20 protein-coding genes are annotated in these 22399 nt (G+C 35.9%); 12 read left to right on the top strand and 8 right to left on the bottom strand.

Going from position 1 to position 22399, the window contains the following annotated elements:
- Positions 1–16: 16 nt before the first annotated feature.
- Complete coding sequence (locus tag R2Q77_RS08335; protein WP_316803262.1) at positions 17–733, top strand: hypothetical protein; 717 nt, start codon at positions 17–19, stop codon at positions 731–733.
- Between the two features lie 92 nt (positions 734–825).
- On the opposite strand, the gene R2Q77_RS08330 is transcribed toward R2Q77_RS08335, so the two are convergent.
- Positions 826–2016, bottom strand: coding sequence for an NAD(P)/FAD-dependent oxidoreductase (locus tag R2Q77_RS08330; RefSeq protein ID WP_316803261.1), 1191 nt, complete (start codon positions 2014–2016; stop codon positions 826–828).
- Between the two features lie 57 nt (positions 2017–2073).
- Here R2Q77_RS08330 and R2Q77_RS08325 point away from each other — a divergent pair, with 57 nt between their 5' ends.
- From R2Q77_RS08325 to R2Q77_RS08305, 5 genes are all read left to right on the top strand, one after another.
- A complete protein-coding gene (locus tag R2Q77_RS08325) occupies positions 2074–3213 on the top strand; it encodes a 5-(carboxyamino)imidazole ribonucleotide synthase (RefSeq protein ID WP_316803260.1) in 1140 nt (379 codons plus the stop codon).
- 62 nt (positions 3214–3275) lie between these two features.
- Positions 3276–3782, top strand: coding sequence for a 5-(carboxyamino)imidazole ribonucleotide mutase (gene purE, locus R2Q77_RS08320; protein ID WP_316803259.1), 507 nt, complete (start codon positions 3276–3278; stop codon positions 3780–3782).
- 31 nt (positions 3783–3813) lie between these two features.
- Positions 3814–4467 carry a hypothetical protein gene (locus R2Q77_RS08315; protein WP_316803258.1) on the top strand — a complete coding sequence of 218 codons (654 nt, stop codon included), beginning with the start codon at positions 3814–3816 and terminating at the stop codon, positions 4465–4467.
- 4 nt (positions 4468–4471) lie between these two features.
- The gene (locus R2Q77_RS08310; protein ID WP_316803257.1) at positions 4472–5281 is read left to right on the top strand and encodes a helix-turn-helix domain-containing protein; all 810 of its coding nucleotides are present in this window, start codon (positions 4472–4474) and stop codon (positions 5279–5281) included.
- Between the two features lie 66 nt (positions 5282–5347).
- A complete protein-coding gene (locus R2Q77_RS08305; protein ID WP_316803256.1) occupies positions 5348–6289 on the top strand; it encodes a nitrilase family protein in 942 nt (313 codons plus the stop codon).
- Positions 6290–6335: 46 nt separating this feature from the next.
- Here the strand turns inward: R2Q77_RS08305 and R2Q77_RS08300 are convergent, their stop codons facing one another.
- Complete coding sequence (locus tag R2Q77_RS08300; protein ID WP_316803255.1) at positions 6336–6899, bottom strand: YqgE/AlgH family protein; 564 nt, start codon at positions 6897–6899, stop codon at positions 6336–6338.
- A 45-nt stretch (positions 6900–6944) separates the two neighbouring features.
- Between R2Q77_RS08300 and pdxH the strand changes: the two genes are divergently transcribed.
- The 4 genes from pdxH (at position 6945) to R2Q77_RS08280 (ending at position 12237) form a co-directional block, all read left to right on the top strand.
- The gene (gene pdxH, locus R2Q77_RS08295) at positions 6945–7595 is read left to right on the top strand and encodes a pyridoxamine 5'-phosphate oxidase (protein WP_316803254.1); all 651 of its coding nucleotides are present in this window, start codon (positions 6945–6947) and stop codon (positions 7593–7595) included.
- Between the two features lie 938 nt (positions 7596–8533).
- Entirely contained in the window at positions 8534–9421 is an 888-nt protein-coding gene (locus R2Q77_RS08290) for a 3-hydroxybutyryl-CoA dehydrogenase (protein WP_316803253.1), read from the top strand.
- 37 nt (positions 9422–9458) lie between these two features.
- Positions 9459–10481 carry a Holliday junction branch migration DNA helicase RuvB gene (gene ruvB, locus R2Q77_RS08285; protein WP_316803252.1) on the top strand — a complete coding sequence of 341 codons (1023 nt, stop codon included), beginning with the start codon at positions 9459–9461 and terminating at the stop codon, positions 10479–10481.
- A gap of 247 nt (positions 10482–10728) precedes the next feature.
- On the top strand, positions 10729–12237 hold the full coding sequence (locus R2Q77_RS08280; protein WP_316803251.1) for a bifunctional GNAT family N-acetyltransferase/carbon-nitrogen hydrolase family protein: 1509 nt from the start codon (positions 10729–10731) through the stop codon (positions 12235–12237).
- 68 nt (positions 12238–12305) lie between these two features.
- On the opposite strand, the gene R2Q77_RS08275 is transcribed toward R2Q77_RS08280, so the two are convergent.
- Positions 12306–12512 (bottom strand): hypothetical protein, encoded by a 207-nt coding sequence (locus R2Q77_RS08275; protein WP_316803250.1) that lies wholly within the window; start codon positions 12510–12512, stop codon positions 12306–12308.
- A gap of 151 nt (positions 12513–12663) precedes the next feature.
- Here R2Q77_RS08275 and queG point away from each other — a divergent pair, with 151 nt between their 5' ends.
- Positions 12664–13608 (top strand): tRNA epoxyqueuosine(34) reductase QueG, encoded by a 945-nt coding sequence (queG, locus tag R2Q77_RS08270; protein ID WP_316803249.1) that lies wholly within the window; start codon positions 12664–12666, stop codon positions 13606–13608.
- A gap of 8 nt (positions 13609–13616) precedes the next feature.
- Here the strand turns inward: queG and R2Q77_RS08265 are convergent, their stop codons facing one another.
- The 5 genes from R2Q77_RS08265 to R2Q77_RS08245 all read right to left on the bottom strand — a co-directional run bounded on the left by R2Q77_RS08265 (position 13617) and on the right by R2Q77_RS08245 (position 20239).
- Complete coding sequence (locus tag R2Q77_RS08265; protein WP_316803248.1) at positions 13617–14630, bottom strand: DUF6624 domain-containing protein; 1014 nt, start codon at positions 14628–14630, stop codon at positions 13617–13619.
- Between the two features lie 10 nt (positions 14631–14640).
- On the bottom strand, positions 14641–16320 hold the full coding sequence (locus tag R2Q77_RS08260; RefSeq protein WP_316803247.1) for a hypothetical protein: 1680 nt from the start codon (positions 16318–16320) through the stop codon (positions 14641–14643).
- Positions 16321–16389: 69 nt separating this feature from the next.
- On the bottom strand, positions 16390–17223 hold the full coding sequence (locus R2Q77_RS08255; protein WP_316803246.1) for an AraC family transcriptional regulator: 834 nt from the start codon (positions 17221–17223) through the stop codon (positions 16390–16392).
- Positions 17224–17360: 137 nt separating this feature from the next.
- The gene (locus tag R2Q77_RS08250) at positions 17361–19220 is read right to left on the bottom strand and encodes a M1 family metallopeptidase (RefSeq protein WP_316803245.1); all 1860 of its coding nucleotides are present in this window, start codon (positions 19218–19220) and stop codon (positions 17361–17363) included.
- Positions 19221–19294: 74 nt separating this feature from the next.
- Entirely contained in the window at positions 19295–20239 is a 945-nt protein-coding gene (locus tag R2Q77_RS08245; protein ID WP_316803244.1) for a 3'-5' exonuclease, read from the bottom strand.
- Between the two features lie 189 nt (positions 20240–20428).
- Between R2Q77_RS08245 and R2Q77_RS08240 the strand changes: the two genes are divergently transcribed.
- Positions 20429–22399 (top strand): DUF3857 domain-containing protein, encoded by a 1971-nt coding sequence (locus R2Q77_RS08240; RefSeq protein ID WP_316803243.1) that lies wholly within the window; start codon positions 20429–20431, stop codon positions 22397–22399.

Genomic DNA, 22399 nt, shown 5'->3' with positions numbered 1-22399 from the left:
AGATGTTTTTTAGTACATGAAAGTAATTTACCTGCTCTTCTTCTTAGCATATACACAAGTTAGCTTTGCACAAAAGGCATTCATTTTTCCTAAAATTAAAACACATGGAGAAACCATTGCCCAGGCAACCCCCGTAAACTGGGCCGTTATTAATCAAACTTATGGCGATTTAAATGGTGACGGCACCGAAGATGTAGCACTGGTTTTAGAATACCATAAAGCCATTGATGAAACCCGTGTTTATGGAGACAACAACACTGATATTATCAAAGAAACCCAGAAACCACGAATGCTTGCCATTTTTTTTAAAGATAAAACCAACGCCAGCTACCAGCTTTCTACCCAAAACAATGATTTTATTTTAAGATCGGAAGAAGGTGGCAGACTTGGAGATCCTTTACAGCAAATGCACATTAGTGATGGCCAGTTATATTTAAGATTTAGTGGTGGTAGCGAGTGGCGATGGGAATTAGGCTATACTTTTAAATTTCAACATAACGACTGGTTTTTAACCAATGCCGTAAATCTTTACTACAACAATAACAGTGGCGAAATGACTGAGCGGGTTTACAATTTTACAGATCGGGAATTGTACACCACCTACGGGAATATATACAGAAGAGATATTGCCAACCACCGAACGAGCGAAGTTTTATTTTTCAGTCAATTAAGAACTTTTAAAACATTTAAAAAACCCTGGGCCTGGGAAATTATGCCCAATGTTTACTTATAGGGATTTTTGCGTGGCTGGTGTTATTGCCATTTTCCGAAGTAATTTTCTTTGATTGGTGATAACACCAAGCAAAAGTTATCTACCCTGTAAAATTACAAATTTTGAGCAATTACAAAACCGCCAGCCCAGGCCCATTGAAAATTATAACCGCCTAACCAACCGGTAACATCCACACATTCTCCTCCAAAAAACAGACCTGGTATTTTCTTACACTCTAAAGTTTTGGATGAAATTTCATTGGTATCAATCCCCCCACGCATCACCTCCGCTTTATCATAACCTTTATCACCGGCGGGTTTAACTTTAAATTGATGAATCGTTTGATCAATCAATTCAATTTCTGCATTCGTAAGTGCTGCCACAGGTTTACTTAAAGGCAAAAACTTACCCAAAGCATCCGTAAATTTCTTGGTATAAAACCTATTCAATAAGGTAGAAAGTAAGGTTTTTCCGTTTGATTTACGTTCCTCGTCTAAAAGTAGAACTACATTCTGATGAGGCAACAGGTTTAAATTTATCACTTCTCCCCTACGCCAAAAAGAAGATATTTGCAAAATTGCAGGTCCGCTTAAACCCCAATGGGTAAAAAGAATATTTTCTTCAAAAGAGATTTCGTCATTACTCACTTCGCAAAAAACAGCATTACCCGATAACTGTGCAAACCATTCTTCCTCTTTACCGGTAATGGTAAGCGGAACCAGCGCTGGAGCGGTTTCAATAATTTTTAGCCCATTTTTGCGGGCAAAACGCAAAGCAAAATCACTTGCACCCATTTTAGGAATAGGCAAACCACCAGTAGCAATAACCAGTTTTGGAGCAGTTATAACCGTTGTTTTACCATTTTTGTCGTATGTAACCTTAAAGCCTTCTGTTAAAATTTCAATGTCTTTTACATCGGCATTACATCTAATCTCCTGTCCGAAATCAGCACAAAGCGACGTAAAAACCTCAACAACATCTTTTGCATTCTTTTGATCCGGAAACAATTGACCTAAAGTTTTTTCTTTACCCTGAATGCCATAAGTTTCGAAAAAACCAATGGTATCCTCTACTGTCCACTGTGTAAATGCCGATTTTAAGAAATGTGGATTTGCTGAAATAAATTGTTCCGCCGAGGCCATATAATTGGTGTAATTGCACCGGCCACCCCCAGAAATTAAAATTTTAGCACCCGGTTTTTCATTCTTCTCCAGCACTATTACCTGTTTCCCTAAGTAACCTGCCTGTACGGCACACATTAAGCCACAAGCACCCGCGCCAATAATTATTGCATCTGCATTCATCAATAAACTTTATTATGGTTACTTTTGTGCAAAATTAGCATAATTTTCAATCCCCTCATGGCAAAACAAATCAGCGAATTAAAATTAGGTATATTAGGCGGCGGACAATTAGGGCGCATGCTTATTCAGCAGGCCATTAATTATAATGTAACTTCTCTGGTTTTAGATCCAGACCCTGATGCTCCTTGTAAACACGTTTGCAATTATTTTGAAAACGGATCAATTACTGATTTTGATACGGTATATAACTTCGGTAAAAAGGCCGATATTATTACGATAGAAATTGAAAAGGTAAATATTGATGCCCTTGAACAATTGGAAAAAGAAGGTAAACAGGTCTTCCCTCAATCCCGTGTAATCCGCTTAATACAAGATAAAGGCGTTCAAAAACAATTTTTTAAAGAAAACGACATTCCTACTTCGCCTTTCCAGCTGGCCAATACGAAGGAAGATATGATTAACAGTAATTTTCATTTTCCGTATATTTTAAAATTACGAAAAGATGGCTATGATGGTAAAGGGGTTATGCGCATTAACAGTGCCAGCGATTTAGAAAAAGCTTTTGATGCACCCTGTATTATTGAAAAACTGGTCGATTTTGAAAAGGAGATTGCTGTAATTGTAGCCCGTAATTCTAAAGGTGACATGAAAACTTTCCCAATGGTTGAGATGGAATTTAATCCGGAGGCCAACCTGGTTGAGTTTTTAATTTCACCCTCTACTTACGCAGAGAGTTTGCAGCAAAAAGCAGAAAACATTGCTAAAAACATCGCTTCTTCGATGAACATCACCGGAATTTTAGCGGTAGAAATGTTTATTACCAAAGATGGTGAACTACTGGTAAACGAAGTGGCACCAAGACCACATAACAGCGGCCACCAAACTATAGAAGGCAATTACGTTTCTCAATTTGAACAGCATTTACGTGCCATTTACAACTTGCCGTTGGGCGATACAACCAGTATAACCAACGCTGTAATGATTAATTTGTTAGGCGAAAAAGGTTATGAAGGCGTAGCTAAATATGAAAATCTTGAAAAAATATTATCAATTGATGGTGTTTTTGTACACCTATATGGTAAAAAATACACCAAGCCATTTAGAAAAATGGGCCATGTTACCATTGTAGATATAGACCGTGATAAGGCTATTGAAAAAGCTAAATACGTACAAAAAACATTGAGGGTAATTGCATAAACAGTAAAACGAATAAAAGTAAACCGGAACAAAAATTAAAAACAATTTTAACACTATACATCATGAGTAATACAAATTCACAAAATTTCAGCGTAGGCATTATTATGGGAAGCAAATCTGATTTGCCTGTTATGCAGGATGCTGCAGATATTTTAAAGGAATTTGGAATTAACTATGAAATTACCGTAGTTTCTGCCCATCGTACACCAGAACGCATGTTTAACTATGCAAAAGAGGCTCAGGGAAGAGGGTTAAAAGTAATTATTGCTGGTGCAGGTGGCGCTGCACATTTACCAGGAATGGTGGCGTCTATCACTACGCTCCCGGTTATAGGTGTTCCGGTAAAATCATCAAACTCTATCGATGGCTGGGACAGTATTTTATCTATCCTGCAAATGCCAAATGGCATTCCGGTTGCTACAGTTGCATTAAATGCCGCTAAAAATGCAGGTTTATTAGCCGCTCAAATTTTAGCAACAGCCGACGAATCTTTAACCGCAAAAATGCAAGCCTATAAAGATGACCTTAGAAAAAAGGTGGAGGAAACGGCCGCTGAAATGGAAGGATAAAATATTAATTAACGCATAAAAATCTCAATTAATGGCTGCTCTCTTATTTTGTATAGGTTTAATTTTTATATTGTATAATTTAATCCTAAACTTAACTAATTTAACCAGAATTGTAAATTACTGTTTAGACACTGGGTCTTTAGATCATTATTGGAGTTTATTTTACGAAGCCTGTTTTCATAGAAGGGCTATCTACAGTTCAATTATCATTTCATTAATCGGTCTTTTAATTTTTATCGTAATTGCCCCTATTGTAATAATTAAGGGTATTTTTACTGAAAAACAAATGGAAAAACGCCACAACTCCGGGGCGTATTTTAAATATACAGATTCGAATTTAACAGATCAAAAATTTAGTTATTCAAATTTGCATGAACTGGGCATTGATAAATTTGAATCTACAGCTACAGGCAAAATAAATATAGATTTTGCGTTGGTAATGGGTTATATAGAGGAACACTGCAGGAATAAAAAAATAAAAATCAATCAGAGTGTTTTTCAAACTTATGATTTGAGTAATAAAATGAGGGTCCTTATTCCGATAAGCATCGAAAAAGCAGAAAGGGTTTATCCTCTCTATTTAATTTACAACGATGAACATAGAGAATCTTACCAAAAAATCAATCCAACCTTAAAAGAAAATCATTTTGAGAACGCATTGTATTTATCCCTAATACCAATGTAATTTCATGCAAATATCGCCATCACCAGCTTTAAAAAGTACAGTTAGGCATTACCTCACTCTTTCTAATGATGTTTGCGCAAAGCCTGATTTTAGGTTTTTTTCTGATGGTAGTCCAGGAATTGTTTTTCATAGGAAAACGCCATTTGTGCAAAAAAATGAACAGGATGGCAATTTCAGTATTCAGCCTGAATGTTTTGTATATGGGCAGGTCACCCGGTTTAATAGCCTATCGGCAACGGCAGCAACAGATATGCTGATTGTGGTTTTACAGCCAGCTGCCCTATTTAAATTATTTGCAACTGCTGCTTTTGAAGTTAATGATAAAACCATTCCTTTTACAGAATTTAGTGGTAATCCGGGCCGTATACTTATAGAAAAAGTACAGGAACAAACTGATAACATAGCCGCCATTAATTTGATTGAAGATTTTTTGTTAGATCGACTCGCTCAAAATTCGCATCAGGATCAGTTAATTTCTATTTCATTACAACAAATTTATAATCACAATGGAATGGGCAGTTTAGCAAAAATGCTGAAAGAAATTCCTGCAACTGAAAGACAACTGGAAAGAAAGTTTCATGAATATATTGGTTTAAGTCCTAAAAAGTTTGCTGATATTGTTCGGTTCCGGTATTTTCTTAAATGCCTTAAATCCCTAAGTTCACAAACAAATATTTCAGCAATCAGCTACAGCTGTGGTTATTATGATCAATCGCACTTAAATAACATTTTCAAAAAATACACCGGCTTAACGCCACTCCAATACCAAAGCAATAATCAGTTGCTGGCCGTCAATTTTCTTTTGCTTTCATAATTGTCGGTTTTCTCCAATTTTTAAACTATTTTTTCACACATCTTCGCTTTATAATTAAAAGATGAGATGAAAAATATAAAAATTGCGACCGCTCAATTTGAAAACAAAAGTTTTGATAAAGAGTATAACTTAAATATTATAGAAAAACTTTCTAAAGAAGCAGCTCATGCTGGTGCCCAAGTGATTAACTTTCACGAATGCTCTATTACAGGATATACTTTTGCCAGAAATTTAAGTAAAAAGGAAATGCTGGATTTGGCTGAACCTATTCCCGATGGGCCGAGTGTAAAAGCCCTGATTTCTATGGCTAAAAAATATCAGATTAGCATTTTAGCCGGGCTGTTTGAAAAAGACGATGCTGAAAACGTATACAAAGCACATATTTGCGTAAATGAAAGCGGTTTAGTCGCTAAACACAGGAAGCTTCATCCCTTTATCAATCCACATGTTTTGCCCGGTACGGATTATACTGTTTTCGATCTGCATGGATGGAAATGTGGCATCTTAATTTGTTACGATAATAACATTATTGAAAACGTTCGTGCAACCACCCTCTTAGGTGCGCAAATTATATTTATGCCTCATGTAACCATGTGTACCCCATCAACAAGGCCCGGCGCAGGATTTGTTGATGCTGAACTATGGAAAGATAAACGAGCAAATAAAATACAGCTGCGTGAGGAGTTTGACGGCTTAAAAGGTAGACAATGGCTCATGAAGTGGTTGCCTGCGCGCGCGTATGATAACGCCATTTATACCGTTTTTTCTAATCCGATTGGTATGGACGACGACCAGTTAAAAAACGGTTGTTCAATGATTTTAGATCCATTTGGTGATGTTATTGCGGAATGCAGAACTTTAGATAATTCATTTACGGTGGCTGAATTAAATCCGGAAAAATTAATGCTAGCCGGAGGACACCGTTACCTGGAAGCCAGAAAGCCTGAATTATATGGTAAAATTATAGCTAAACCTCATAAAAGCGTTCAAAAGGTAATATGGTTATAGAAAGATAGACAATTTTCAGTTAGCAAAATACTGGGCTAACTGAAAATTAGTTTAAGCTTGGATCTGCAGGAAAATTACTGATGTGGGCAAATTTTGGTCCGAGGTTTACAATTACATCTCTCCATAACTTCTCATCATCATTGGAAAAAATAGTATTCAGATCTGGAATATCACTTACCATCCAGGCATTCTGTTCGATTTCACGACTTAATTGTCCGCTATCCCAGCCAGAATAACCCATAAAAAATTTTACATCATTTTCATTAACGGCGTTGGCATTAATCAGAATTTTTAAGGTTTCAAAGTTCCCGCCCCAGTAAAGGTCATCTCCAATGGGTTCACCACTTTGCATTTGATCGTAACACCTGTGAATAAAATGAAGTGTATCGGCCGCTACCGGACCACCAAAATAAATTAAGTGATCTGCCTGCCATAAATCCTGAATTACATCTTTTAGCAACAAATTACCTGGTTGATTTAAAATATAGCCCACAGAACCTTCATCGCTGTGTTCGGTTAATAAAACAACAGATCTTTTAAAATTCGGATCGGCCATAAATGGTTCTGAAATGAGCAAACGCCCGGTTTTGGGTTTTATATTGTTCAGCATGATGATAATCATTTGTTGCACCATAAAAGATGCTTATTTTTGTTTATGCAAGTTACTAATGAATTTCTACAAAACCTGCGCCAAGATTATAAAAGCGCCACATTGGATGAATCTGATGTAGATATTAACCCTATTAATCAATTTAAAAACTGGTTTGAACATGCACTTTCGGCTAAAATATATGAGCCAAACGTAATGACTTTAGCCACTGCTGATAAATCTGGCAAACCCGATGCCCGTATAGTTTTACTTAAAGGTGCGGATAACGATGGTTTCCGCTTTTACACCAATTACCTGAGCCAAAAAGGAAAGGAGTTAAAAAGAAATCCGCAGGCATGTTTGGTCTTTTTTTGGGCCGAACTGGAAAGGCAGGTACGTATTGAAGGTACAGTAGAAAAACTGGATAAAGAAACTTCTGAGCAGTATTTTCACAGTCGTCCAAAGGATAGTCAGATTGGGGCCATAGCTTCTCCCCAAAGCCAGGTTATTCCAAACCGGGAATTTCTGGAAGAAAAAGTTGCCGAGATTGCTTCAAAAAATGAAGGTAAAACCATTGCAAAACCGGCACATTGGGGCGGTTATATTGTTAAGCCTACAAGAATAGAATTCTGGCAAGGGAGGTCAAACCGTTTGCACGACCGCATTAATTATGAATGGATTAAAAACGAATGGATTAAAAGCAGGCTTGCACCATAAAATAGTTTAAAAATAAATAGAGATCGGCTATCCAGCAAGATCTCTATTTTTAACTAATCATTAACTAACCTAAATTTAATAGGAAGTATCTTTATATAAACGTCGGGATTATCTCAAAACCGAACGACAATGTTCATTATTTGTATAAGCAATTAACTTGCCTGTTTTGTTTGTTAACAGATCAAAAATCCTTAAAAAAGAGGTGTGAAAAAGTTTGTATCGATAAATCATGCTATGTATCGACCAATAAATCAGCTAAATGCTTAATATTTTTATTTGACATTTTTAATCCTTTCCAAAATACCAGTACGCACAATAAAACTAAATTACGTTAGGAATAAACAATGTAAACTATATAAAAACAAAGTAAGCGATAGAAATAAAAATAGCAGCCAGGTAATTGTACTAACCTTGGGTAAGAACCCGTACAAACTCCATTTGCATCTCTTAAGGATCCTGTGCCGATACCTTGGTTATCAGCAGCACAATAAAAAACAACAAACTCTTTAGTAGTTTTTTTTCATCTACTTTTAGTTTTAGTTAAATAATATATTTGAAGAATAAATCACAGCCAGGACGCAAGGAACCGGAGAGGCCTTGTTTTTGTATAAACCTGATAAATGATTAGAATTTAACATGGAAAACTTAGACAGAATTCCGATAATTGCGAATAAAGGTTGTGATCAATAATTCAGCCTCTAATAAAAGAGATTTAAAAAAACTATATTTTTAGGTAACGATGAAATGGAATATTGTATCGATAAACATTTTTAACAATGTTAAAATCTATTTTTTAACAAAAAATTAAAATAATTTCGTTATTAGCTTATTTTTAGCCTCATCCCAGCCTCATAAATTACTAAAAATCAAAACACAACAGAAATAAGATTAAATCTCATATCAAACCAAATACAAACGAGCGAAAAAATTAAAATACAATGAAAAACATATCAATAATAGGATCAGGAACAATGGGAAATGGAATTGCACATACATTTGCGCAGTTCAACTATAAGGTAAACCTGATCGACATTAATCAAAATGCATTAGACAAGGCCATTCAAACCATTGGTAAAAACTTAGACAGGCAGGTTGCAAAAGGAACATTAACCGAGGAGCAAAAATCTGCAACACTAAAAAATATCAGCACTTTTGTATCTGTTGAGGAAGGCGTTAAAGAGGCTGATTTAATTGTTGAGGCTGCAACAGAAAATGTTGATCTTAAACTTAAAATCTTTAAAGACCTTGATACTCATGCACCTGCAAGTGCTATCTTAGCCTCAAACACCTCTTCTATTTCCATTACTCAAATTGCCGCCGTAACCAACAGAGGTGATAAAGTAATCGGGATGCACTTTATGAATCCTGTGCCGGTAATGAAATTGGTTGAAGTAATAAGGGGATATGCCACAAGCGATGAAACAACTAAAACCATTATGGATCTTTCTGTTTTATTACAAAAAGTACCTGTTGAAGTAAATGACTATCCGGGTTTTGTGGCTAACCGCATTTTAATGCCTATGATTAATGAAGCCATTTATACCTTGTACGAAGGTGTAGCCGGTGTTTACGAAATTGATACGGTAATGAAATTAGGAATGGCCCACCCGATGGGACCACTTCAACTAGCTGATTTTATTGGCCTTGATGTTTGTTTAGCCATATTAAAAGTATTGCATAATGGATTTGGCAATCCAAAATATGCACCGTGCCCTTTATTGGTTAATATGGTTGCCGCCGGCAAAAAAGGAGCTAAAAGCGGCGAAGGATTTTATCAGTATACAGCCGGCTCTAAAGAATTGGTTGTTTCCAACAAATTTAAATAATCCTAATTTTTTTAGCATTTAATTTTATCTTTGTTTCATGAATGAGAATCTTGATCCAGAAGCAAGTAACCTAAGCCATACCGATCGTGATATTGAACGGGTGCTACGGCCGCAGGCTTTTGAAGATTTTACCGGACAGGAAAAAATAATGGAAAACCTGAAAATTTTTGTTCAGGCAGCAAAACTCCGTGGCGAATCTTTAGACCATGTTTTGTTACATGGCCCTCCAGGTTTAGGTAAAACTACTCTTTCGCATATCATTGCCAATGAAATGGCTACCGGAATAAAAGTAACTTCGGGCCCTGTATTAGATAAACCTGGGGATTTAGCGGGTCTTTTAACTGGTTTGGATGAGGGCGATATTCTGTTTATCGACGAAATTCATCGCTTATCTCCGCTGGTAGAAGAATATCTGTATTCGGCAATGGAAGATTTCAAGATTGATATTATGCTTGAAACCGGCCCAAATGCACGCTCGGTACAAATCTCTTTAAATCCTTTTACTTTAGTTGGCGCTACAACCCGGTCTGGTTTATTAACCGCTCCCCTGCGTGCCCGTTTTGGTATTAACGCCCGATTGGCTTATTATGATGCTAAACTTTTAACCACTATTGTTTTAAGGTCATCCGAAATATTAAAAACCGAAATCAGTGATGAGGGTGCTTATGAAATTGCCCGTCGTAGCCGTGGTACACCCCGTATTGCAAATGCTCTTTTAAGAAGAACAAGAGATTTTGCCCAAATAAAGGGAAATGGCACCATTGATACTGAAATTGCCCGTTATGCCCTGAACGCCTTAAATGTTGATGAGCATGGACTGGACGAAATGGATAACAAAATTTTAGTAACCATAATTGATAAGTTTAAAGGTGGTCCTGTTGGTTTAAAAACAATTGCAACGGCTGTTGGTGAAGACGAAGGAACCATTGAAGAGGTGTATGAGCCTTTCCTAATCCAGGAAGGTTACATTATGCGCACCTCACGCGGAAGAGAAGTTACAGAGGCTGCCTACAAACATTTAAAGAAAAACTATCCCGGACAAACCGGAAAATTATTTTAACAAATAAGTCTTTCTGCAGATTCAAAAGCAATTTGAAATGCACTGAATAACATAGAATAAAAGTTAAAAAAAGATTGCTTCATGCCCGCATACAGCTCCAACAAGTATGGCTGCAACAGTGAAGCAATCTTTTTCTTATATCCGATTGCTCCAAAGTCATAATCCACATAACTTCTCTGCATAGAAATATAATATTCATCTGAACATTTAAGGGCTTTCTGTGTTCATAATGTAGAAATCAAACATTATGAATATTGAATTACGGAAATTAACGCTCGAAGATTATTCAGATCTTGCGGAGTCTATGGCCCAGGCTTACGACACCATGGGCGGACAAATATGGTCAAAAGCAAGTATCGCTAAATTATTAAAAATTTTTCCTGAAGGGCAGCTTTGTATTGCTGTAGACGATAAAGTTGTGGCCTGCTCTTTATCTATAATTGTGGATTACGATGAGTACGGCGACAAACATACTTATAAACTAATCACAGGCGATTATTCCTTCTCTACACATAACCCCAACGGAGATACTTTATACGGAATCGAGATTTTTGTAAGTCCGGAGTTTAGAGGATTACGTTTAGGAAGAAGACTTTATGAAGCCCGTAAAGAGCTTTGCGAAAGCTTAAATCTTAAAAGTATTATTGCCGGGGGCCGTATTCCGGGTTATCACGAACATGCAGAGGCGCTAAGTCCAAGGCAATATATTGATAAAGTTAAAGCAAAAGAAATTTACGATCCTACGTTAACTTTTCAAATCTCCAACGATTTTCACGTGAGGAAAGTATTAAAAAATTACCTTCCCGGCGATCATGAATCAAAAGAATATGCAACGCTGATTGAGTGGAATAACATTTACTATCAAGGGGTTGATGCATCGGCAAGATCGGCCATGACCATTCGTTTAGGTTTAATCCAATGGCAAATGCGCTTATTTCCGGATATGGATAGTTTTTATGAGCAGGTAGAGTTTTTTGTGGATGCGGTGAGTGGTTATAAATCCGACTTTATTTTATTCCCTGAATTATTTAATACGCCATTACTGCAACCGTACAACCACCTGCCGGAAATTGAAGCCATGCGAAAACTGGCAGAAAAAACAGAAGAAATTGTACAACGCATGCACGAGTATGCTCTGAGTTACAATGTAAATATTATAACCGGCAGTATGCCTTTGCTGGATAATGGAAAACTGTATAACGTAACCTATTTATGCCATAGAACAGGTAAAATTGATGAATACCGCAAAATTCACATTACCCCTAATGAGCAGAAATATTACGGAATGGTTGGCGGTGATAAAGTACAGGTGTTTGATACCGATTGTGGTAAAATTGGTATTTTAATCTGCTATGATGTAGAGTTCCCGGAGTTAAGCCGTATTTATGCTGACCAGGGCATGCAAATTCTGTTTGTACCATTTTTAACCGATACACAAAATGGCTACACCCGTGTTAGGCACTGTGCACAAGCCCGGGCCATCGAAAACGAATGTTATGTTGCTATTGCAGGCTGTGTGGGTAATTTGCCTAAAGTAAATAACATGGATATTCAGTTTGCACAATCAGCGGTGTTTACCCCATCAGACTTTGCTTTTCCTACAAATGCCGTTAAGGCAGAGGCAACGCCTAACACGGAAATGGTTTTGGTGGTTGATGTAGATTTACATCTTTTAGATGAATTGCACCATTATGGAACGGTTAAAATTTTAAAAGACAGACGAACCGATTTATACCGCGTTAATCTTCTTAAATAGCTTTTTAAAACCTTGTTATAAAAGAAATGCCGGTCCATCACAACCGGCATTCAACCTAAAACTATTTGCTACTTGCGCATAGCAAACCAAATTATTAAACCTATAACAATTAGTATAGGTATTATCCATTTCATAGCCTGCCCAGCCCCATTTTCATCTTTTTCTGTTACTGCGGGTTTTGCAGGCCCTGGATCATGTTTATGACTTTCGTAATCGCGTTCAATTGGTTTAGGAGCTTCTCCCGTTTCCATATGTGTTGGATCTGTATTTTCCATGTTAGTTTAGTTTTTGGCAGAAAACCGAATAGGTTTTACCACTGCTGGCTCAATCTATATCCTGGTTTATAATCAATTAATTTAGTTTTCATAATTACAACACACCATTAAGTAAAAGGTTTTAATCTTAAGCCTTATCTTTGCAAAATCCATGTACAACAATTCTGCAAAATACAGCCAGTTAATTAAAGATGAAGCCATTCGTTTAGGCTTCATGGCTTGTGGTATTTCCAAGGCAGAATTTTTAGAAACAGAAGCGCCCAGGTTAGAAAAATGGCTGAACAACAATCACCATGGCGAGATGAAATACATGGAAAATTATTTCGATAAAAGGCTCGATCCAAGGCTATTGGTTGATGACGCTAAATCTGTTATTTCCTTATCTTTAAATTATTATACAGATGAGGAACAAACCGACCCTGATGCACCAAAAATATCTAAATATGCGTACGGGCAGGATTATCACACGGTAATTAAAGATAAACTTAAACACCTGTTAAATTTTATTGAAGAAAACATAGGCGAAGTTGCTGGCCGTGCCTTTGTAGATTCTGCGCCTGTTTTAGATCGTGCATGGGCGCAGCGCTCTGGCATTGGGTGGATTGGTAAAAATGCCAACCTGATCAGTAAAACTGATGGCTCTTTTTTCTTTCTTGCCGAACTGATTGTTGATCTGGAGCTGAATTATGATCACCCTTTTCAAACAGATCATTGCGGAACCTGCACGCGCTGTTTGGATGCCTGCCCCACTGACGCGATTATTGCGCCACAGGTTGTTGATGGCAGCAAATGTATTTCTTATCTAACCATTGAGCTTAAAAACGAAATACCGAATGAGTTTAAGGATAAAATGAGCAACTGGATGTTTGGTTGCGACATTTGCCAGGATGTTTGCCCATGGAATCGTTTCTCAAAAGCACACAATGAAGAGGCATTTAAGCCTGAAAATGGCTTGTTGGATCTCAGTGCAAAAGATTTAACAGAAATAACCGACGAGGTTTTTAAAAAAGTATTCAAAGGCTCTGCCGTTAAGCGAACTAAATTTAATGGTTTAAAAAGAAATATTGATTTTTTAATCAGAGATACTGATCATTAATTAGATTTCTAATTCTTTTTAAATTTCTTTTCCAAAGCTGGTAATTCTTTTTTATAAGCTTCTAAATCCCATTTCTGATCAAAACTTTTCATGTAATCTGCAATAGATTCTAATCCTACTTTAGCCCTGCGTTCGTCTAAATGATCCACATCTGCTACCGGATATAAATAATAAATGCTTGATGTTTTATCAAGTGTTGTTTGACTTCCGTAAATTTGGTTTTTACCCGTCCTCATGGCTACCCGATCTTCTAAAAAAGCAAAATCTCTCGCCAAAGCATGTCCTTTCTTTACTGCAATCCTCATAACGGGCAAATATTTTTGTTGCACACTCAATTTAGCATGTTGTATAACCAAAAACAATGTTTGATTTCCTTTATACCCGATTTTTTCAGGCGACAGCCAGCCTTTCTCATCTATTATATCAGTTACTCTAATTACATTGACAGAGTCAAGGGCATTAATTTTCTTCCATAATGCTTTTTCTTCATCCGTATTCGGACCATTCTTTTTTCTAATTCCATCCAACTCAAGCCTAAGGTCCTGGTCCTTTTTACGTATCTCAGAAAGCTCGGTAGCAAGTGGATTTTTTAGCGCAACTTCGTATTGCTCCTTTTTAGCTAAAGCTGCATTAACAATTTTTGCCCAACGTTTATCCGGATGAAGATTTTCTAAATCCTTATCCTCAATTAGCATTTTATAATACTCAGCGGGGTCATCCCAGCCTCTGATCATTCCTTTACCTAAAGAAATCTTATCAAGTTGCTTAAAAGCTAAATCTGGCTTTTTGGCTAAAGACCAGATGCAAGCCATATTATACCGGTCATTTTGAGAACCCATTCCGCCGTTTAAATCCATAGATTTTGAAAAGTTTAAACCCGCTTCTTCATACTTCCCGGCTTTATAAAGTTCCATAGCATGGCTGGCATATTCAAAGTAATTTGACTGGCTAAATGAAACCTGACTTGTTAGGATTAAAGCAAACAAACTTGCAGCAAAAAATCCTTTGTTTATATTCCTCATAATCAAACAACTAAATTTCTAATGTTACGTAATCTACCCAAACTGCTTTCCGATCAAAAGTTTGGTTAAAGTTTTCGAGCATGAACGTTTTATTATAACTTACTTTCTTCTCCATCTTTTTAACTCCGTTGACATAAACACTTACAGGTTTACTCATATCAACCATTTCTGGCGAAATAAAAATCTTTAATTGCTTAACTGCAGAAGTTTGTAAATGGAATTGGTTATTATCGAATTTAGCTTTTACAGCGGCAGATTTTCGTGGAAAATTGAATGCCTTAATTAAGGTATCGGTTGTAATAACGGTATCTCTTTTCTGATCGTAATTAACCAATTTTAAAATATCAAAATTTATGTTTTTATGCCAGTCAGCTGGTTTTCTTAAAGTATCCATTTGTGTAATTTCAATCCAATCGGCTTTGCCATATTTCAGGTCATCACAAGCCCAATACAAGTTTTTTTGAAATGGATTACGTTTTTTAGCCACCAGATCCTTAAATAAAATAGGATAAGCAGGTTCAGATTCATCAAATTGAGGAAACCAGTGCGGCCAACCATTATAGCGGTGATCCTGATAATCTGCGCCCATTTTTTTCATAATTACATTAAGCGAGTCATTTGCATCAGGCGGATAATAATAGTCCTCATCTGTAGAAACATTAAAATAAGAACGGTTAAGTATATTTCTAATAAATGTTCCGCCCGTTCTAACTTTTGGCTGCGTATTAAACCCATAAAACCCAGCAAAAGGACTTTGTTGTTTCATTAAATAAGAAAATGAACCTGTTGCGCCGTTTGAGTGTCCTGTAATAAAAACCCGGTCATCATCCACATTTATGGATTGTTTAATTTCTTTAAGCATGGCCGGAATCATAAAGAAACCGTCATCTGGCCCCATCCAGTTGTATTTTTTTGATGCTTTAGGGTAAACCATAATAACCTCATTAATGGCTGCATATTTTGTATAATATCTATTCCAGTCCTCTAACACAGAGGATGCCATTTGATAATCCGTTAAACGATTATTTTGTACCGCACCATGCAGAAAAAACAATATCGGATATTTCTTTTTAGGGTTATAATTTTCGGGTAAATCTATAAAATAAGAGGTATTAACGCCTTCGGCAAGGTTAAACATTATGGAATAGTTTTTATATTTTTTACTTTTGAAATCATTAAAAGAAGTGATTTTATGGTAAAGCTGTTTACCATCAATCAATTGATTATCAGCTATTTTACTAATACCATTTAATTGAAATTCTTTCTGTCGTAACTTCAGATTATCATAAAAACCACGCTTTAATTTCTCTGCTTTTTCAAAAGTAACTTCCCAACGCTTATCATTAAACAAATTTTTATATTCGTTTTGCGGATATGTAAACGTCAGGTAATTCCAGGTGGTTTCCAATTCACTGTTTTGGTTTATAAGTTCATTTAGATAATTAAAAGCTTTGTCGTACTCCATAAGTTCGGCACTAATTACCGATGCTTTATAAAGCCCTAAAACATTCACCTCTGCAGGATATAGTTTAAAAGCCTTTTCGTATAAATTTAAAGAATTCCTATAACCAGTCGAGTCTTTTGCTTCCCACATAATATGCAAGGCACTATCCGTTAGTTTGGTATAACTTTGTGCATTTAATTTTAAAAAAGGCATCAGCAACAGTAAAAGAGATAGGCATTTTTTCATAGAAATATTAATTTATATAAAAATAGACAGGTTTTTTAGTCAAAAATTGTAAAATTGTGACATGGCCTGCTAAGCCTTAAAATTCCAGAAAGTATCTTCTGAACCCACAATTTCTCCGTTATTAAAAAACTGCATAGGCGTTAAGCCTGTAAGTTGTTTGCAGGCTTTTATAAAATGAGACTGGTCGGTGTAATGCGCTTGATGAGATAAGGTGGTATAATTGTTTTTACCCGCTAAACTTAGCTTATGAGTCATTAACTGCCTGAAACGAACAATCGATTTATACTTTTGAGGGCTAACCCCCAGGTATTGGTTAAATAACCTGCTTAAATGTTTTCTGCTGATACCCAGTTTATGTTCAGCAATTTCGTCAATATTAAGTTCATTTTCTTCCTGATGAAATAATTGCAATGTTTTTTCAAGATAAACGTTCTCAACAGGCTTCAGTAAAGTAAGCAGCTGCTGATCTAAAAGAGTTGCAATTACCGATACATCTTCTGTTTTGAATAACTGAATTATGAAATCATCCTCAAATAACTGAAAAAATGGAGAAGATAAACTAACCGCAATTTTAGTTGCTGGTTTCAAAAATTGATTAATCCCAAAAGGCTCAAAAACAATGGCTATTTTATGTACGGGGCCGTATTGGGTAACTTTTAATGGCTTTTCTCTTAAAGGCGTATAGATTTGAATTGGCGCTGCATCTTTTTTATAGTTTAATATAGAATGCTGCTTTTCGAGCTTAAAAAAATGGCTTTTATATAAAGAAACTGTTGTGTTATAGTGAGGATAACAAATGTATTCGTTGAAGTAATGTTCAACATCTGCCACATCGAGATAGTAATAACTGATGTACTTTTTCAGCAATTCATCTTTAGGCTTAAATGTTTCAAAAATCTTCATCTGTAATGAATGTATAAAACTTTACGCTTCCGGCGACAGCAATACCTATTTTTTTTATCGTGATCTAATGAAAACCAACACCACTCGTTCCCACAACAGTTAATTTGGAAACGAATGATATTAATGGTTTAAAATCTCTAATTCACATTAAAAGTATTATCACTTTTAGCTTTATCTGGGATGTGCGCACTGCCCAAAGTAACTTTATTCAGTTTTTTTGATGTAATTACCGGAACCGTCGTTTCGGTATTGCCTTTTTCCCATACCACTATACTGGCGTGTTGCTTTTCAGCAGAACCATCGGCATAATTTAAGGTTAAATCAATGGGTAAAGGTTTGTTGCTTTTATTTACAATGGTAACAGTATAGCCCTTTTCCGTTTTAACAACTTCTTTAATGCCCATATCGGTAATGCCACCTTCGAAAAACCAGCGATTCCAGAACCAGTTTAAATCCTTACCGCTGCCTTCATTTATACTGTAAAAAAAGTCGTAAGGCATCGGGTGTTTTCCGTTCCAGTTTTTAATGTAATGATGTAAAGCTTTGGTAAATAATTCGTCGCCTAAATAATCCTTTATGTATAAATAAGCAAGTCCTGGTTTAGGATATGAATTGGTAAAAGAACCAGAACCTTTTAAATCTGGTGTTAAAGTCATAATCGGGGTATCATCCTTACTACCGGAGGTAGAAGCCGTTGGCTGAATACCGTAATCATCTACAATTGTAGAATCGATCATGGGCGAAATCAGCCACTCTCCTATGGTTGCCCAACCTTCGTCCATCCAGCCATATTTTGTTTCGTTAATGCCCATGTAAAAAGGGAACATGGTATGAAAAATTTCATGATCGGTTAATGTAATTGCATCAGTACGGTTATTTACCGGGTTGTCATTAACCATCATTGGGTATTCCATTTGATCCAAACCATCAAAAATAGTTTCATGGTTGTATGGAAAAGGCCATTTAGGGAAAGTATAACTCATAGATTCGACCGTTTTACGGGCAAAATCAATTACCTCATAATAATCTTTGTGCTTAGGATTAAAAACGGCATCAACCCTTGTTCTTCTCTTGGTAAGCGGATCAACAATTAAGCTGGTCGATTTCCATAAATAATGATCGCTAAGTGCAAAAACAAAATCCGTTACGTTTTTGGCTTCAAACTTAAAAGTGTTAAAAGGTTTGGCTTGTGTTACTTTTTTGTTTTCTAAGTCTGTTTCAGTAATTACATCAATAATGGCATTATTTTTTTCTGCTGTATTAATTTTAGTAACAATGTCTTTTTGAAAAACATCTGCCGCATTTTTTAAATCGCCAGTTGCCCAAACCCCAAAACCACCTGGTACCGTAATTTCTGCATTAAAATGATCAAAATCGTTATAAAATTCTTCTGCTCCGGTATATGGATACTTATTCCATCCATCAACATCATCGTATACCGCTATCCTTGGAAAGAAATATGCTATAAAAAATGATCCGTCATCTACCTGCCCTGTTCTCATGTGAGAGCCCTTATTTAAGGTATAGTTGTAATCAATAGAAAAAGTAATGCTTTTTCCAGGTAAAACGGCCGGTACATTAACGGTCATATTGGTACCGTCTATATTATAACCTGCTATAGCTTTGCCATTCGCATTCAGTTTCTCAATAGATACGCCTTCTCCTAAATCAGATTCAGAAAATTTTGTTTTCCTTGGCGTTCCTTTTTTATATAGGTTAGGGTAAAGCTTAAACCAAATTTCTTTTAAAGTATCCGGGCTATTGTTTAAATAGGTAATTTCTACATTGCCTTTTAAAAGTCGGGTCTGTGGATTAAAGTTTACCTTAATATCATATTTAGAAGCATTTTGCCAGTACTTTTCGCCGGGTTTACCACTTAATGATCTTGTTGCCTTTTGATAAGTTTTTTGAAAAACAGGCTCCATAGGAAGTTGGACCTGCGCCTTTGCAAAAGCTACAAAAAGCACTAAGCAGGCAAAAATTTTAATAGATTTCATATAGGGGTTCTTAGATATGAGATTTAAGTATCACGATATTTTTAGCCATATCTTTTGGCTAAATCTTCGCTCTTTTATTTACCAAATTTCATTTTTAGTTGTTCCAGCATGTCTGTATTAATGGGTTTGGCTGGCTCTTCCTTTTTTACCTGAGGCTTTGGAGTATAAGGTTTTGGCGCTTGTGTAGCGGGTCTTGGTGCTCTGTTCTCATTCTTTTTTGCATTAAATTTTGCCCATTCCTCATCCAGTTTTTTCTTAGTATACAAAGGGAAATCGCCATTTTTCATCCAGGCATAGTAGCTCGGCTCAACACTAAAAACCTGTTCAGTGGTTTTACCTTTGTGTTTACCAAAGTTAAAGCACACTTCGTTATTATCATTGTACACCATTCTACCCGCAAAATCAACTGGTTTATTAATGTTTGTGAAAACATGTAGTGCATCTACATCATTTACCACCGGAACACTTTTATTCCCCTTTTTATCTTCAAACTCTGTTTCTTTATATTTTTCGAGCTGGCCAAGCAATACTTTATAGGTTGCAATTACATCAGCCTCTGCAGCGTGTGCATTAATTAAATCCTCATTGCAATAAAATTTATAGGCGGCCTTTAAAGTACGTTGCTCCATTTGATGAAAAACATTCTGTACATCAACAAACTTACGTCCGTTCATATCAAAATCTACCCCAGCCCTTAAAAATTCCTCTAACAGCATCGGAATATCAAATTTATTGGAGTTATAACCTGCCAGATCACTATCGCCTAAAAATTCGGCAATTTCTACAGCTAAAGCTTTAAAAGTTGGCTCATTGGCAATATCCTCATCATAAATACCATGTATTAATGAGGTTTGCAAAGGAATAGGCATTTCCGGATTTACACGCCAGGTTTTAACTTCTTCTGATCCATCCGTCATGGCTTTTAAAATTGCAATTTCAACAATTCTGTCGGCACCAACATTTACACCGGTTGCTTCAAGATCAAAAAATGCTAAGGGGCGTTTTAAATTTAATTTCATTATATAAGGTATAAGCTCTAAAACAGGCAAATAATTATTCGCATGCTTTTAATTTCTTTTTTTTCAAAAATGCTAAAAAGGTTTGGTTAGTTCTATAAAAAGCTGGTCAAATATTTAAAATATAATTATCAATTTATTTCCAAATGTTACTTCGTAAATCTAAATTGCTTATAAATTATAAATGTTTAAATGAAGACTTTTTTCACGCTCACATCCCTCCTTTTAATCACCTTAACCATTCATGCTCAAAACTTTAACTTTGGATCTATCACGGATGAAGATTATCATTTTGATAAAAACAAGATAGACAGCAACGCAAATGCCGTTGTTTTAAGGGAATTTGGAACAGCCATGATGCAGTTTAATGACAATACAGGTCGGTTGGAATTGTATTTTGATCACCATGTTAAAATTAAAATTTATAATAAAGAGGGGTTCAAAGAAGCCAATATTGTAATTCCTACTTATAAAGATGCCACACGCGAAGAACTTGTTTCTGATTTAAGGGCTTCTACCTTTAATTACGTTAACGGAAATTTTACGGAAACAGCAATGGATAAAAAAGCTGTGTTTACCGAAGAACGCGGAAAATACACCAGGTTAACTAAATTTACTTTGCCGAACCTAAAAGAAGGCTCTGTTATTGAATACAGCTACCGCCTCTCCTCTCCAAACCTGTTCAATTTTAAAACCTGGGAATTTCAGGGCGATATACCTAAAGTGTACAGTGAATATGTTGCTTTTATCCCGGGCAATTATAATTACAATGTTTCCTTACGGGGCTATCAAAAATTAAGCGATCAAAAATCAGAGGTTTCTAAAGAATGCTTACGCTCAGGCGGGGCCACGGTAGATTGTTCGAAGATTACTTATCTGATGAAAAATGTTCCTGCTTTTATAGAAGAAGATAACATGACAGCTGCCAGCAATTTTAAATCTGCCATTTATTTCGAACTTTCCGATGTTCAATATTTTAACGGAAGCAAAACTTCTTACACCAAAACCTGGAAGGATATTGATTATGAAATCACATCTGATAAAAACATTGGCAGCCAGATGAAACGTAAAGACCTTTTCAAAGATCTTATTCCCGTTATTACTAAAAATGCAAATACAGATTTAGAAAAGGCCAATGCCATATACGACTACATTAAGAAGCAAATTAAATGGAATAATTATTATGGAAAATATTCTGAAGATGGCATTAAGAAGGCGATTGATTTAAGATCGGGAAATGTGGCTGATATTAATTTAAGTTTAATTGCTGCACTATCTGCTGCAAATTTAGATGCTGAAGCCGTAATTCTTTCTACCCGCGAAAACGGAACTGTAAATAAGCTTTATCCGGTAATTAGCGATTTTAATTACCTCGTTGCCAAAGTAAACATCGGAGATAAAAGTTACATGCTTGATGCTTCTGAGCCTTTGCTACCCTTTGGTTTGCTGCCATTAAGATGTATTAACGATCAAGGTAGAGTGATTAACTTGAAAAAAGCTTCTTATTGGATCGATTTAAAAGCAACTCAAAAATCGACAACCAATTATATCCTGATTGGAAAACTGAACCAGGATGGTAATATAACCGGAACCATTACAACACACAGCCTGGGGTATTCGGCATATAATAAAAGGAAAGACATTAAAAGATATACTTCGACCGATGAATATGTAGAAAAAATGGACGAAAGGTTGGTGAAGATGAAAATCCTGAATTATAAAATCAGCAACCTGGATAGTATTCAAAATGCGCTTACCGAAAGTTATGATGTAGAATTTACAAAGTTCGACGGTTTAAAAGACTACTTTTATTTAAGTCCGTTTTTAATTAACAGCATTACAAAGAACCCTTTTAACCTCAACGAACGTACCTATCCTGTTGATTTAGGCTCTACCTCTGATGAGCGGATCATCATAAAAATATCGCTTCCCAATCATTACGAATTACAGGAAAAACCGAAAGATTTAGCCATTGCACTTCCAAATTCTGGTGGCAAATATTTATTGCAAACCACTTTGGAAGATGATGTTATTTCATTAAGTCAGATTTTACAGTTCAACAAAGCCATTTATCAACCTGAAGAATACCTGTTTTTAAAAGAGTTTTACAGTAAAATTATTCAAAACCAAAAAACAGAACTTTTACTAAAAAAGACTAAATAA

The sequence above is a fragment of the Pedobacter nototheniae genome, assembly GCF_032678625.1.
GTDB classification, from domain to species: Bacteria; Bacteroidota; Bacteroidia; order Sphingobacteriales; family Sphingobacteriaceae; genus Pedobacter; species Pedobacter nototheniae_A.
This window is presented reverse-complemented; position numbering and strand designations above follow the sequence as displayed.